Source organism: Desulfuromonas versatilis, from assembly GCF_019704135.1.
Lineage (GTDB): Bacteria > Desulfobacterota > Desulfuromonadia > Desulfuromonadales > NIT-T3 > Desulfuromonas_A > Desulfuromonas_A versatilis.
This window is the reverse complement of sequence record NZ_AP024355.1, coordinates 2,686,444-2,698,982: the sequence shown is the minus strand read 5'-3', so window position 1 is coordinate 2,698,982 and position 12,539 is coordinate 2,686,444. Positions and strand designations below refer to the sequence as shown.

Genomic DNA, 12,539 nt, shown 5'->3' with positions numbered 1-12,539 from the left:
GGATGGATGCTCCCCGTGGATAGAAGCAATACGTCATCCTCGCCCGGCAGCGCAGCTCCGCGCCCAGGTATGGGGAGGGTGGTAAACTTCAGGAAAAACCGCAACCCAGGGGCCACCCCATGATCGAGGAACAGGGAACCGTCATCGAGCTTCGCGGCAAGCACATCGCCGCGGTGCTCTGCGAGAAGAGCAGCTTCTGCAAAAACTGCGCATCGATGGAAGCCTGCCAGGTCGGTACTGACAACAAGAGCAAGGTGATCGAAGCGCACAACAGCATCGGCGCCCAGGTCGGCGAGCGGGTTCGGCTGGTCACCAGCACCAAGAACTTCCTGCAGTCCTCCTTCGTGCTGTACATGGTCCCGCTGATCGCCCTGCTGGTCGGTGCGGTGATCGGCAACCTGGTCGGCGAAAAGCTCGAAGGTGTGGATCCCAACCTGCTGTCCGCCATTCTCGGGACCGCCTTTCTGGCCGGCTCATACATGGTCATCAAGGTCGGCAGCCGGGCGATCCCCAAAGAGAACTACATGCCCCGCATCGTGGAAATCATCCCCCTGGACGAACACTTGCCCGACGATCTGAAAAATGGGAATTAAAATCATCGCCACCAACAAGAAGGCCTACCACGACTACTTCATCGACGAGGTCTACGAGGCCGGGATCGTGCTCACCGGCACCGAAGTGAAGTCGTTGCGCCTGGGCAAGGTGAACCTCAAGGAGAGCTTCTGCCGCATCAAGGACGGCGAGGTGTTCATCAACAACATGAACATCAGCCCCTACGAGTACGGCAACCGCGAAAACCCCGCGGACCCGACCCGCATGCGCAAGCTGTTGCTGCACCGCGAAGAGATCGAAAAGCTCACCATCAAGGTCGAGCAGCGCGGCCTCTCGCTGGTGCCGACCAAGATCTACTTCAAGGACAGCCGCGCCAAGCTCGAGATCGGCCTCGGCCGCGGCAAGAAGCTCCACGACAAGCGCGAAACCCTCAAACGCAAACAGCACGACCGCGAAACCGCCCGCGCCATCCGCGATCACCAGAAATAGTGGCCCGCAGGACAAATGCTTGAAATCCTGCACCATTTATGAGACTATTGGGGTGCAGTTACGAAAAAACCAGTTAAACCAGTTAAACCAGTTAAACCAGTTAAACCAGTTAAACCAGTTAAACCAGTCACGAATCACGGTCTTTAAGGGGGTGCCAAGGTTTCGACGGGGATTGGAAGCGAAGGTGGCATGCCGGAGTGGGCAGGCTCCGTAAAAAAGCCCAACACAAACAAACGCCGACAACGACGTTCGTTACGCACTGGCTGCTTAATTGCAGCCGCGTCTCTTGACTTATCGCCCGTGTAGGGCTTGAGACGTTAATTTAGCGGGATAGTTTTCGGGAGTGCCTGTGGCCTGAAAGCGAAACCAAAGCAGGCTCGCCTGTCAAAAATCCTGTCTGTGGGAGGTTTGCCAGGTTAATTTAAAATACAGACTAAGCATGTAGAAGCCTTACGTGAAAGATTTTCGGACGCGGGTTCGATTCCCGCCACCTCCACCATTTGGCAGAAAAGGCCGGTTCCCATGAACTGGCCTTTTCTTGTTTGTGTTCAGTGCGTTGCAATTAATTGCACTGCTATGTTGGGATACATTAGATGCGCTCAGATTGTCTCCCGTACTGCACGCAAACTGCACGCGGAAAAAATCCTGTTCACCATCCTAGGCCGGACTTACAAGCCAAGGGTAATTTGGAGTGTTTGGAGTCCCGCCAGCTTTCCACCGTTTATACTGATCCCTCATGCAGCTTCCGCAGGGGCGATACCCAGCAGCGATGGCGGCTCGTTCATCGGCGAAAAATACCCGATGGCGGGCATACCCCTTAGCTAAGGCACGGTTGGCCGCTAAGCAGCTAAGCTGGCCGTATATTTTAGCTTTGCTGTTGCCGCCCAGGGTGCCTGGGGCAGGGCTGATGATAGTGCTGCCGTCAGCGGCAAGAAGCTTGTATGTTTTGTCCATTTTTATTCCCCTCCTCAAGCCTCTCAACTATTTTCGCCCGTGGCATTTCTTGTATTTTCGGCCACTGCCACAAAAGCACTTATCGTTGGGCCGAATCTTTTTCCCGCCTACTGCCTGTTTGACTATCCCAGAGGCAGGAACATTTTTAACGATTCTTGCCTTCATAGATTCTGCCTTGGCAAGTAACTCGGTGTAATCTGCCCTGATCATAGGTGGCCGCTTAACCGTAAAGCCTTGCGCCTTGTTTATCTCGCCGTCTGGTCGGTATGAAAAGCAAATGACCATGACACTCGGTTGATTCAATGAGAGGGAAACGATCTCAGCTTGTCGGATGCCCCCATTGAAGTCGGGCTGGTTGTCACGACACATATACAACAATAGCGCCGGATCGACATCAAGGGCGAAATAGCGGTGGGGGTGTTGCCTGAGGGTAGGAGCTAGCGTATTGATGCCTTCGGCAATTTTTTCACGTGTATCCATATCCAAGTTGCGGATACTTGAATCTGCCTTGATCCAGCCCGGTGCGCGTGTTTCGGCCAGTGCGGCGAGAAGTGTTTTTACCTCGTCAGGATAGGGCTGCGAAGGTGGAGGCTCATTCTGCCACCGGTCCCCCTCAAAATACCTATCGACCTCGGCACTGAACCCGTCCCAAGTGAGCCCGTCCATTCCTTCAGCTAGTTGTTCTTGGATGGTGAAGTCAAAGCGGTTCTTTTGGATGTATGCACCCAAATGATCGAACTCATCAAACAGCTTGACCTGCTTGATACCCGCAACGACCTGTCGGACCTCCAAATAGTGGAGAAGTTCTCCGGTCGTCGGCAGGAAGCGATTGAGCACGAACAAATCGTCAATCGACATCGATATGAAGGGTTGCTTGCCCAGGATCGGTTCGACCTCGGGGAGCACTTTGCACATCGCTGCAAAGGGAGAGAATGACTCTACCGTAAGTCCAATTGGCACGACGAAGCGGTAATCACTCAATCGGATACGGCGAACTTCGATATACTCCCCGTTCCGAAGTTCAAATAGAGGGACTTCAGCGGCTGAGTTCAGATACTCCAAAAAGCGTCTGGTTTGTCGGTACGCATTGACGACAAGATTCTGAATTGCCCTGACGTGGTTTTTGAAGTTTGTTGCAGGCGAATGCATGGCCCCTAGGCCCGCCTTGACTTCCACCTGAAGCAGCACATCGTCTAGCAGTATCAGCGTGTCATTCTCAACCCACTTGCCCGTTGTCGGGTCCTGGTAGTAAACCTCGGTCAGAATTTCTGCCCCTGACAGCTGGCCACGAAATATATCTGCAAAAGCCCCCTCGGTCAGGGCCTTCTGGCGGCGATTCCATTCCTCTTTATATCCAGGCATCCGGGCCAGAAGGCCCCGCTGAATAGCCCGGTAGGCTGCGTCTCTGATAAATTGAGCGTCTGGGGCATAGTAGCCATCGTCAAGTTTAACCAGGGGTTTGATGCGGGCGGGAAGGGTTCGAAGCAACGTTCCACAGAGGGGGCCGGGTTCAAAGAACTCGGTATTTGTGCCACGCTCATATGCAAGATCCTGAAGAAGGGGCTCGGGCAATTGCGTATGTTTGCTCAGGTTGCAAATGCCACCGAAGAACAGGTCTTGAATGGCGGCGTAGCCTTTGGTCATCAATTCGGGATTGTCTTTTCGATAGGCTTCTATGGCTTCTTCAGCCGAGGGTGCTTCACTTTCAAGTAATTGTTCGCAAGCAATCTCCCTCTGTCTGTCCAATTCCTTATAGGCGTGCTCAAACCCATCACGCATTGAATTGGCAATGTCCTGAACGCCTGAAGCAATTTCAGCTGCCCCATTGCCATAGACGCTCAAAAGAGCTTCATTGTGAGGGGCAAGCATGTAATTGAAGAACTCTTCCTCTAGTACCTGATAACGATGCCCTCTGATGAGTACCCAGGTCGTTTTTGCAGTGAATTCAACGTGTCCGGTTTCTTCGCCGAATTCTCCGCCACCCCTGTACTCGGTGGTCGCCATGCAATAGAACATGGTCGATTTTCTCAGATCTTCTGAGAGTCGGACAATTTCTTTTGCAGCTTCTTCTTCGAGGACATTCTTTCCTTCAGGGTGACCCACGAAGCAGCTGAGGACCGCATGTACATATTCAAGCGCAACCTGAAGGTTTTCAGGGTTGTGCTCTGGTCTATCAACTTCCTCTGCCTTCTGCTGCTTAATTACTCCAATCAGTAATCCACCCCATAGAAAGCCAAGCAGGCTCTGCGGCGTCTGAGCCAGTATCAAATCCTTAATTTGGGAAGCGGTGTTCTCGATTCGCTGACGTAAGGCCTCAACGACTTTTCGGGCCTCTTCTGCATTGCCACCATTCTTCAGCGTGAGGGCCTTGAACCAGAGTTCGTCGGGAGAGGGTGGCTCTGTAGAGGATGGATTGTCAGTCATCAGATTAAGACTTCTTCCGGCCTCGGGTGCGTTTTACCGGGGGTGCCTTGGCGGCTTCGGCCTTGATCCGCTCCAGCAGCACCGATGCAGCCTCGTCATTCGGGTCCTGCTCGATCAGCTCCCCACGGAAGGCCTTGGCCAGCAGGGCCGAGCTGAGCTTGTCTACCTGCTTGCGGGCGGTGGTGTAGCGGGCTTCGAGCCTGTCGGCAAGGGCGAAGAGCTTTTCAACTCGGTTTGCTATTTCTTTCTGCTCATCGAAGTTTGGCAGTTGAATATTGATAGCCATCAATTTTTTTTGGTAAATAGCAGCGACACTTGTTGTTGCCGATTTAATGCCATTTAGAACATCACTACCTTTGGGGCTGCGCAGCCAAATATTGATATAATGAGGGTTAATGTTTTTATGAAATCTAATTCTTAATATGTTGTTATTATAAACCACGCTATCATTTGAGTAGTTCATAAAAACACATGATTTTCCTACAAGTTCCAGACTATTCCTTGTATTGAAGAGCAAATCACCATTTTTCAAACGATGATTGTCAACTTCGGAATTTGTGGCATTGACACGAACTAAGTTTTCCTTTTCATGTCCCCATTCATTGTCGATGTTATTCATCTTAAAATAGTCATACTGACCACTTGATGACTGTTCTTTTGATGATCTGACTAATCCTGTCCTAGCATCAGCGACTAACTCGCTAAAAACCTTGTGTGAAACTGTAAACTCAGATCCCCCCCGCCAATCCTCAGTAAGCGCTCCCGAAGTCGCAGCCGCAAGAACCGCCTGGCGGAACTTCTTGAGGATCAGCGGCACACGGTCCAGCCGTTCCTGGCAGGCCGTGACCCGCATCAACAGCGTGTCGAGCTTGTCGGCAATGCGCTTTTGTTCGTTGAGGGGGGGGAGGGGAATTTGGAACTCTCGCACATCCTTTGACTTGATCGCTGGATACAATGCCCCTTGAACTTTACTAGACATGGCATCCACAAAAATCGGGGTGCGAACGTAGTGAAATAACCACCTCGGGTCTACTAATTTTGCTCGGAGGACTTCAAAGCCAGTTGAGGCAATTTCGCCGTCAAGTTCTTTAGGAACCATTGCCACAGCGTTTAGATTTGGCCTTGTCATTGAGACTAGGACATCACCCTGCATAATGCCTTTTCTTGCCCGGCTAGGCGCATTATCCCCATTCAAAGTCTGGGGGGTAGCTATTCGTTTTGTCTCCCGATCAATAGATGAAATATCGACATAGGTGAAGGCCTCCCCCTTGAGGGGGACCCTTTGTTCAGTTGGTACAGTCAGCGAACCAATTTCTGTTAATTCCCAAGCATCAGGGAGCACATCACTCACGCCTCAACCTCCGCTCCCAGTTCCTCAAGAATCCCGTGTAACTCGTTCATAGCCGCCTCCAGCTCCCCAAGAGCTTCCTGGGCCAGCTCTTCGGGGTCGGGCAGGTCTTCAGTGCCGCCGTTGCTTTCATCCTTGAGCCAGATAATGTCCAGGCTGTCGCCCCTCTCGGCAACCCACTCCCGGCTGTATTTGCGGAAGCGTCCTTTTTCTCCGGTATCGACCCGCTGGGTCAGACTTTCGGCGGCCCCCTTGGGGTCTTCACCGTACGCCGCTTCAAACTCCTCGAAGTGCTTGTGGGTCAGCAGGGTACGCTTGCCGAACTGCGGCATATTGGTCCGCAGGTCGTAGACCCAGACTTCCTTGGTGTTGCCCTTGTCGGTCTTGCCACGGGTGAAGAACAGCACGTTGGTCTTGACCCCCTGGGCGTAGAAAATCCCGGTGGGGAGTCTCAGGATCGTGTGCAGGTTGCACTTGTCCATCAAGTCGGCCCGAATCTGCCTGCCGACATTTCCTTCAAACAGCACGTTGTCGGGCAGCACTACGGCGGCTCGGCCACCGGGCTTGAGCCCCCGGTAAATGTGTTGCAAGAAGGCCAGCTGCTTGTTGCTGGTGGGGAAGGTGAAATCGTCACGAGTGGGAATGCCGCCTCCCTGCTTGGTGCCAAAGGGCGGGTTGGTCAGGATGACATCGGCCTTGGGCAGGGTGGTGCCATCGGGGGAGAGGGTATCCCCCAGCAGCAGGTCCCCTTCGATGCCGTGCAGCATGGCGTTCATCAGGGCTAGCCGGTGGGTATCGGGGACCAGCTCCATGCCGTAGAAGGCTTCCTTGCGCTGAAAGGTCTGGACTGCTTCGGGCAGGTCAAACAGATCGTCGGTCAGCTCCTTGACGTAGCGGTCGGCCATGATCAGAAAACCCCCGGTCCCGGCTGCCGGGTCTTGCACCAGCTCCTTGGGCTGGGGCTTGATCAGCCTGACCATACATTCGATCAGGGCACGGGGTGTGAAATATTGGCCCGCTCCGCTCTTCTTCTCGTTGGCGTTCTTCTCCAGCAGCCCTTCGTAAAGGTCGCCCAGCCCTTCCTGGCGGGCGCTGTACCAGTCGAGGGCGTCGATGCTTTCCACCAACTTCTTGAGGTTCTTCGGCTGGCGCAGGGCGGTGGAGGCGTTGGCAAAGATGACTTGCACCCGTCCGCTGGCTTCGGTGCCAAGGTAAACCTGCAACTTGCGGTAAAAGTTCAGCTGATCAACGCCATCCTTACTGGCCAGATCGTCCCAGCGGTACCCGGCAGGAATCTGGGATTCGGTGCCGGTCTCCTTGGCCATCTTCAGAAACAATAGGTAGGTCAGTTCGGTGACATACTCGTGATAGGTAATGCCATCGTCCCGCAGGACGTTGCAGAGGTTCCAGAGCTTTTGCACGATGTCGTGGGTGGTGGTCATACGGTCTTCTTTCTAGGATGCGGCGTCTTGCCAGAGAGCTTCATTCAGGTCGCTCAGGACCTGATCCAATTTGCCTTCAAATACCTTGTTGAGCCTTGCAAACCCACCTTGGGCCTTGAATTCCCCCCGGTCGAGGGCATCATGGTCCACGATGGTTTCGGCCAGCAGCTGCTTGCCGATGCGCTCCAGCCATTTGCGCTGGGGGGTGGTCCAGGGCTGGCTGGCGAGAATCTTTTTCATGGCCAGCCTGACCCGTTCTTCATAGGACATCAGCGGCGAACCAAGGGCCATCTGGCGGATAAAGCCGATGATCGAAGCGGCAATATCCTCATTGGTCATTTCATGCCAGGCCACCCGCAACTTGGCTTCGGAATACCCGGCCTTGTCGAGGGCCAGCCGCAGCTCCTTCAGCTGCTGCCGGGTCAGTTCTCGGGGCTTGGTGGTGACGATCTTCAGGGCGGGAATCAGATTCATGTTGTCCCGCAAGAAGGTGCGGAAGCCTTCCAGGTAGTCCTCCGGCTTCTTGGCGTCCCCGTAGCCTCGGCCCACCTCCACCAGTTCATCGTCGTGCTTGGAGATGATCAGCGAAGCCCCCGGCCCTTCGTTCTGTCGGTCGAGTATTTCGGCCACCCCCGCATGGGAGCCAAACCACGTGATGGTGCCTGCAATACCCGCCTTGCGGATATGCTTGATCAGCTCCTCGGGCTGCATCCGGGCCAGTGTGGTTAAGTCTTCGAGGTCTTTCCCCTTGAGGGAACGCTTGCGGCGTTGCAGCTTGGCCACCAGCTGGTCGAAAACTTCCTGCTTGGCGGCCTCGTCTTCAACTTGGGAAAGTTCTGCAATTAATTGCACGAAGCTGATCTGGGGGGAACCCACCGGCTTCATGGTGGTGAAATCTTCAATTGCCGAATAGAGGTCAACCGCGTCGAAGATGCGGAACCGCTCTTTGCCGATTTCGGGACAGAGACGGGTTGCCCTCCCCAGCATCTGCTCGTAAAGGATGCGGCTGCGGACCCGGCGAATGAAGACCAGATTGACGATCTCTGGCACGTCAATGCCGGTGGTCAGCAGATCGACTGTGACCGCGATGCTGGGGAGCTGTTCGTTCTTGTAGCGGCGGATTTTCTCCAGGGGCTTGTCGGCGGCCCCGGTGATCTTGACCACGGCGTCATCGTCAATGCCGCCGTAAAGGTTGGTGAACTCCTCCTTGAGCATGTCCACCACCATGTCGGCATGACTGTCGGTGGCGCAGAAGACCATAGTCTTGCCGGGCAAGTCGGGGTCGATATGCTTGACCAACTCCTGGCAGACCACTCGGTTGAAATTTTCGGTAATGACCTTCTTATTGAACTCCTCCACCTCAATCTTGACATCATCGGGAACCCGGCACAGATCAACCTTGCCGGTCTTCACCCGGTAAAGCTCCATATCGTCACCTTTTTTCCAGCCCATGCCGTTCTGGGCCAGCTTGGTGACGATGCGGATGGGGGGTTCATGATCGACCAGATAGCCGTCGATGACTGCCTGCCGGTAGCTGTACTCAAAAATCGGTGGACCGAAAATCTCGGTGGTGTGCAGGGCAGGGGTAGCGGTGAGCCCGACCTTGACCGAATCGAAGTAGTCGAGTACCCGTGAATACTTGGAGATGTAGTCCTGCTCGCTGCGGAAGGTCAGTTCGGCGTCACTCATTTCCTTGTCGAGGTTGTAGCCCCGGTGACACTCATCGACCACAATGCAGTCGTACTGATCGACCGGCAGCGGCTTGGTCTCGTCGCTCGGGTAGAGCAGCCGTTTCATCATTCCCTGAATGGTCGCGATATGCAGGCGGGTATCGGAATCGGGCTGGATGTCGCCCAGTTCCTTCACGTCATAAATGTCGGTAAAGGTTTGCAGGTTCTCCAGGCGCACATCCTTGAAGGCATTGGAGGCCTGCTCCCCTAGAGCGGTGCGGTCCACCAGGAACAGCACACGGCGGAACCGCTTGGCCTTGACCAGCCGGTAAACCAGCCCGATGCAGGTACGGGTCTTGCCGGTGCCGGTGGCCATGGCCAGCAACATCTCGGTACGCCCCTTGGTCAGCCCGTTTTCAATCGCCTTGATGGCGTCGAGCTGGTATTCCCGCAGGGGGAGGTAGTCCGGGGCTTCGGCCTTGAGCTTGTCGTGGGCGGTGGGGATGTCGTGCCCCAGCAGGCCGACCAGACCGGCAGGAGAATACCAGCCCTGCATGGGGCGGGGGTGATTGGTCGGCAGGCGTCCGTCGAGAAACCAGATGCCGCTCTTGGTCCTGATCTGCTTGAGATAGGGCCGCCCGTTGGTGGCGAACAGGAAGGGAATCTTGTACTCCCTCCAAGGACCACCGGGCAGGACCTCATCGGCCTTGATGACATAATCCCGGCTGTAGCGTTTGGCCTGCTCGATACTGGCCGGAACATCCTTAGCCTTGCGCTTGGCTTCGACCACGGCCAGGGGGGTGAGCCCGACAAACAGCACGTAGTCGGCAGGGCCGCTGCTGGTCGGCCACTCGGCAACGGCGAGGTTCTTCCCCTTCTGGGGGCGGGTGCCGCCTTTGAAGGTCAGGGCCTGGCTATCCACCTCCCACCCGGCATCTCGCAGCTGGGCGTCGATGATCTTGCGGGTGTCGGCTTCGTTCAGGTCGAGATGCTGGGCAGCGGCCTGGGCCTGCTTGACCACTTCGGCGCTCTGGTCCGTGGTCTGGGCAGCAGCCTGGGTTTGAAGGTACTGGATATGGTTCTGGAAGCGTTGCTTCTCGGCTTGCAGCTTATCTTCGGTCTCCTCTGCCAGTTCCAGGGCGGTGTTCAGCTCAGTGTAAGCGGCCTTGATCTTGGCTTCGGCTTCCTTCTGGTAGGCCTCATGCTGGGCAGCGGTCTGGTGGCGGTGTTCGGTCAGTTCTCCCCGCAGGCGTTCAAGCTCTGACTTCAAGGCCTCTTCGGCTTGCGCTGGATCAGGGGGAGGGACAAAGGGACCCGGCTTATAGTTGGGGGCCTTGCCGAAGGAGCGATGAAACCAGACCGCCAGGGTCCGGGCCATGCGCAGCTGGTAGAGGGCTTCCCGCTGGCTCCCTCCATGGCCATGCACGGCCTGATTGCCCGCCTTGCGTAGACCATGAAACAGTTGCAGGACTTCAGGGGTCAGAATCGACTTGGCCCCCAAGCGGTCGAGCACATCAATGAAGCTATCTTCCTGGGAGAGGTAAAGGCCGGAATAGGCGCTGGCCTGCTGGGCCAGAACCTCGGCAAACTGCCGCAGCTTGATCAGGGCGGTGTTGGGGTCTTCGAAGAGGTACTTTTCAGCCTGGGCGGCGTATTTGACCAGCAGGGCGTCATGACTGGCAAGAAAGGAAAAGTTCGGTGACTTCAGCCCCCGTAGTGTCTCTGCCCCGGTCATTTGTTCCCTCCCTGGAATAACACATCATTGACGAAACCGAAATCTACCACATTCCGGTAATGATGTTCAATCATTGGGGAATAATGACCGCTTTATGTTGGCCCCTGTTGCAGTGGCAACAAACCACTGGCCCTCATGACACGGCTAGCAGAGACTGACTTTCTACTGTGTAAAGTGTGCCATCAAGTCGGGTGAAATTGATTGCACAGGCTACAGCAGTCCTTTCAGCATATTGTGAATATCCATAGTGCCGTTTATTTGGTGGGTCATAGATTCTACATCGGTGGGGCCGACACCCCACGCATAGCACCCATGCTTCCCCGGTTCAAAACCAGTGAGCCGGAGAACATCCAAGGCGGCCTTGCGTCTGATTTCCTCATTTTCTGAGTTTTCCATCAGATCGATCAATGTCTGTACCGCTCTGGTGGGGGATTGCTGAAGTTGGCATCTCGCACTCTCCAGAAACTCCATCCTGATGCTGTTGAGGTTCGCCATGAACTCAGGATCATTTTTCCACCCGGAGACAGTTTGGGGGGTAACGGAAACCTCTTTGGCAACATCCACTCCCGACATGCCTTGAGCCATTAGGGGGAGGGCTTTGATCTGTTTACTGGTCAGTTTATTCATGTTTCTTCGCCTTTCTTCGGGGCAGTGCAATTAATTGCACGCGTGTCATGGGAGCATTAGCTTTTCTCTGTGATCAAGAGTAGGTTGGGAGTATTCAGACTGCCGCAGATAGGCTCAGTCCGGATTGTGATTGAATATTGAATTTCGGGGGGGGGGGTGTCCAGCTGCGAGACTACTTTTACTCCTCCTCCCCCCGGACCCCCCTCCTCCTCTGGCTCCTCCTTACGTCGTCGCAGGGGCCAATTCTCTTTCACAGAGCATAAAAGCCCCCCTACCCACAATTAAAAGTGGGGGACGGCTTTTTTGCAACGTAACAGATTCTTTCACGTCGCACCTAAACACCCCTTGCAGTGGTTTAGGTTCTCTCAGACTATCACGGCCTGCAAGACCGCCCCCGACCCGCTCTGAAATTAGCCCCACGGTGTCGCTTTGTCGGGACCCTTGGTAACGACTTTGTAGCCTATCTGTGCCAACGTATTTAGCCGCCCACAGATAGGGAGAAAAATTGACCTGTCTAGGTCAGTGTTTTGGTCTAGCGTTTTCCACCTTCTTTTAACCAAGCATCAACGTCATCTTTGAAATAATAAACACGCCCACGCTTGATGTAGGGGGGACCTTTCTTCTCATGTCTCCACTGCGCAAGGGTGTGGACTTTATATCCGATGTAGGCCGCCGTGTTGGCAGTGTCCATCCGTCCGTCCGGCAATATTTCGATGTCAATTTTCATGCCTGTCTCCTTTGCCTGCAATGTACCCCAAAACAGGTACACTTGACAACAAAAAAGTAACAAGATATATTGTGTAAAAATAAGTAACTCTAGGGAGGTTCTATGACGGCTGCGAAAGGCAGGAGGTCTAGTCCAGATAAGGCGGATAGGCTGGCACTGAGGATCAGTGCGAAAGACAAGTTTGCATTGGAACTGTTGGCCCAAAAGAAGGGAACCACAGTATCGGCTTTGATATTGGATGCAATCAGGGTGCCTCTGGAACAAGGGCTGACCATTATTAAGCGGGAAGGCGGGGTGGAAGTAGAAGCGTACATTCCAGATGAAGTGTACGACCCGCTAGAGCCAGATCGGATAGTGAAGCTTGCCCTGATTGCGCCGGAATTTTTGTCAGACCTTGAGCAGGTGATTTGGAAGGTGATCCAGGAAGACCCTGCCTACACTGGGGAGGACGGCCCCAAGTTTAAGGCAATTCGTGATAGGTGGGAGTCGATCAAGTCTACGGCAGATGACTTGCTGAAGCTTCATTCTTCCTGATGGGGGGGCACTATGCCAATTATTTTTCAGAAGACTT

10 protein-coding genes and 1 other RNA gene are annotated in these 12,539 nt (G+C 54.6%); 4 read left to right on the top strand and 7 right to left on the bottom strand.

The features are described from left to right. Positions 1–119: 119 nt before the first annotated feature. The 3 genes from DESUT3_RS12150 (at position 120) to ssrA (ending at position 1,540) form a co-directional block, all read left to right on the top strand. Positions 120–593, top strand: coding sequence for a SoxR reducing system RseC family protein (locus DESUT3_RS12150; RefSeq protein ID WP_221248754.1), 474 nt, complete (start codon positions 120–122; stop codon positions 591–593). Further along, positions 583–1,041: an SsrA-binding protein SmpB gene (gene smpB / locus DESUT3_RS12145; protein ID WP_221248753.1), complete on the top strand. Its 459-nt coding sequence runs from the start codon at positions 583–585 to the stop codon at positions 1,039–1,041. The genes DESUT3_RS12150 and smpB overlap by 11 nt, the downstream gene beginning before the upstream one ends. 147 nt (positions 1,042–1,188) lie before the next feature. Continuing rightward, positions 1,189–1,540, top strand: a transfer-messenger RNA (tmRNA) gene (gene ssrA / locus DESUT3_RS12140). Between the two features lie 158 nt (positions 1,541–1,698). On the opposite strand, the gene DESUT3_RS21335 is transcribed toward ssrA, so the two are convergent. The 7 genes from DESUT3_RS21335 to DESUT3_RS12105 form a co-directional block, all read right to left on the bottom strand. Next, the gene (locus tag DESUT3_RS21335) at positions 1,699–1,995 is read right to left on the bottom strand and encodes an Ada metal-binding domain-containing protein (RefSeq protein ID WP_221248752.1); all 297 of its coding nucleotides are present in this window, start codon (positions 1,993–1,995) and stop codon (positions 1,699–1,701) included. Positions 1,996–2,022: 27 nt separating this feature from the next. Beyond that, on the bottom strand, positions 2,023–4,419 hold the full coding sequence (locus tag DESUT3_RS20950; RefSeq protein WP_225911493.1) for an SEC-C metal-binding domain-containing protein: 2,397 nt from the start codon (positions 4,417–4,419) through the stop codon (positions 2,023–2,025). A 4-nt stretch (positions 4,420–4,423) separates the two neighbouring features. Next, the gene (locus tag DESUT3_RS12125; RefSeq protein ID WP_221248751.1) at positions 4,424–5,770 is read right to left on the bottom strand and encodes a restriction endonuclease subunit S; all 1,347 of its coding nucleotides are present in this window, start codon (positions 5,768–5,770) and stop codon (positions 4,424–4,426) included. Next, positions 5,767–7,209 carry a class I SAM-dependent DNA methyltransferase gene (locus DESUT3_RS12120; RefSeq protein ID WP_221248750.1) on the bottom strand — a complete coding sequence of 481 codons (1,443 nt, stop codon included), beginning with the start codon at positions 7,207–7,209 and terminating at the stop codon, positions 5,767–5,769. Before DESUT3_RS12120 ends, DESUT3_RS12125 begins: the two co-directional genes overlap by 4 nt. Before the next feature lie 12 nt (positions 7,210–7,221). Further along, positions 7,222–10,614 carry a type I restriction-modification system endonuclease gene (gene hsdR, locus DESUT3_RS12115; protein ID WP_221248749.1) on the bottom strand — a complete coding sequence of 1,131 codons (3,393 nt, stop codon included), beginning with the start codon at positions 10,612–10,614 and terminating at the stop codon, positions 7,222–7,224. 210 nt (positions 10,615–10,824) lie between these two features. Further along, positions 10,825–11,241, bottom strand: coding sequence for a phBC6A51 family helix-turn-helix protein (locus DESUT3_RS12110; RefSeq protein ID WP_221248748.1), 417 nt, complete (start codon positions 11,239–11,241; stop codon positions 10,825–10,827). 532 nt (positions 11,242–11,773) lie between these two features. After that, positions 11,774–11,968 carry a helix-turn-helix domain-containing protein gene (locus DESUT3_RS12105; RefSeq protein WP_221248747.1) on the bottom strand — a complete coding sequence of 65 codons (195 nt, stop codon included), beginning with the start codon at positions 11,966–11,968 and terminating at the stop codon, positions 11,774–11,776. 102 nt (positions 11,969–12,070) lie between these two features. On the opposite strand from DESUT3_RS12105, the gene DESUT3_RS12100 reads away from it, so the two are divergent. Further along, a complete protein-coding gene (locus tag DESUT3_RS12100) occupies positions 12,071–12,502 on the top strand; it encodes a hypothetical protein (RefSeq protein WP_221248746.1) in 432 nt (143 codons plus the stop codon). The last annotated feature ends 37 nt before the right edge of the window (positions 12,503–12,539 follow it).

Bases quoted from the DNA above. Each gene is read 5' to 3' on its own strand.
- DESUT3_RS12100 (WP_221248746.1), top strand. From the start codon at position 12,071: ATGACGGCTGCGAAAGGCAGGAGGTCTAGTCCAGATAAGGCGGATAGG.
- DESUT3_RS12110 (WP_221248748.1), bottom strand. From the start codon at position 11,241: ATGAATAAACTGACCAGTAAACAGATCAAAGCCCTCCCCCTAATGGCT.
- hsdR (WP_221248749.1), bottom strand. From the start codon at position 10,614: ATGACCGGGGCAGAGACACTACGGGGGCTGAAGTCACCGAACTTTTCC.
- DESUT3_RS12105 (WP_221248747.1), bottom strand. From the start codon at position 11,968: ATGAAAATTGACATCGAAATATTGCCGGACGGACGGATGGACACTGCC.
- DESUT3_RS12120 (WP_221248750.1), bottom strand. From the start codon at position 7,209: ATGACCACCACCCACGACATCGTGCAAAAGCTCTGGAACCTCTGCAAC.
- smpB (WP_221248753.1), top strand. From the start codon at position 583: ATGGGAATTAAAATCATCGCCACCAACAAGAAGGCCTACCACGACTAC.
- DESUT3_RS21335 (WP_221248752.1), bottom strand. From the start codon at position 1,995: ATGGACAAAACATACAAGCTTCTTGCCGCTGACGGCAGCACTATCATC.
- DESUT3_RS12150 (WP_221248754.1), top strand. From the start codon at position 120: ATGATCGAGGAACAGGGAACCGTCATCGAGCTTCGCGGCAAGCACATC.
- DESUT3_RS20950 (WP_225911493.1), bottom strand. From the start codon at position 4,419: ATGACTGACAATCCATCCTCTACAGAGCCACCCTCTCCCGACGAACTC.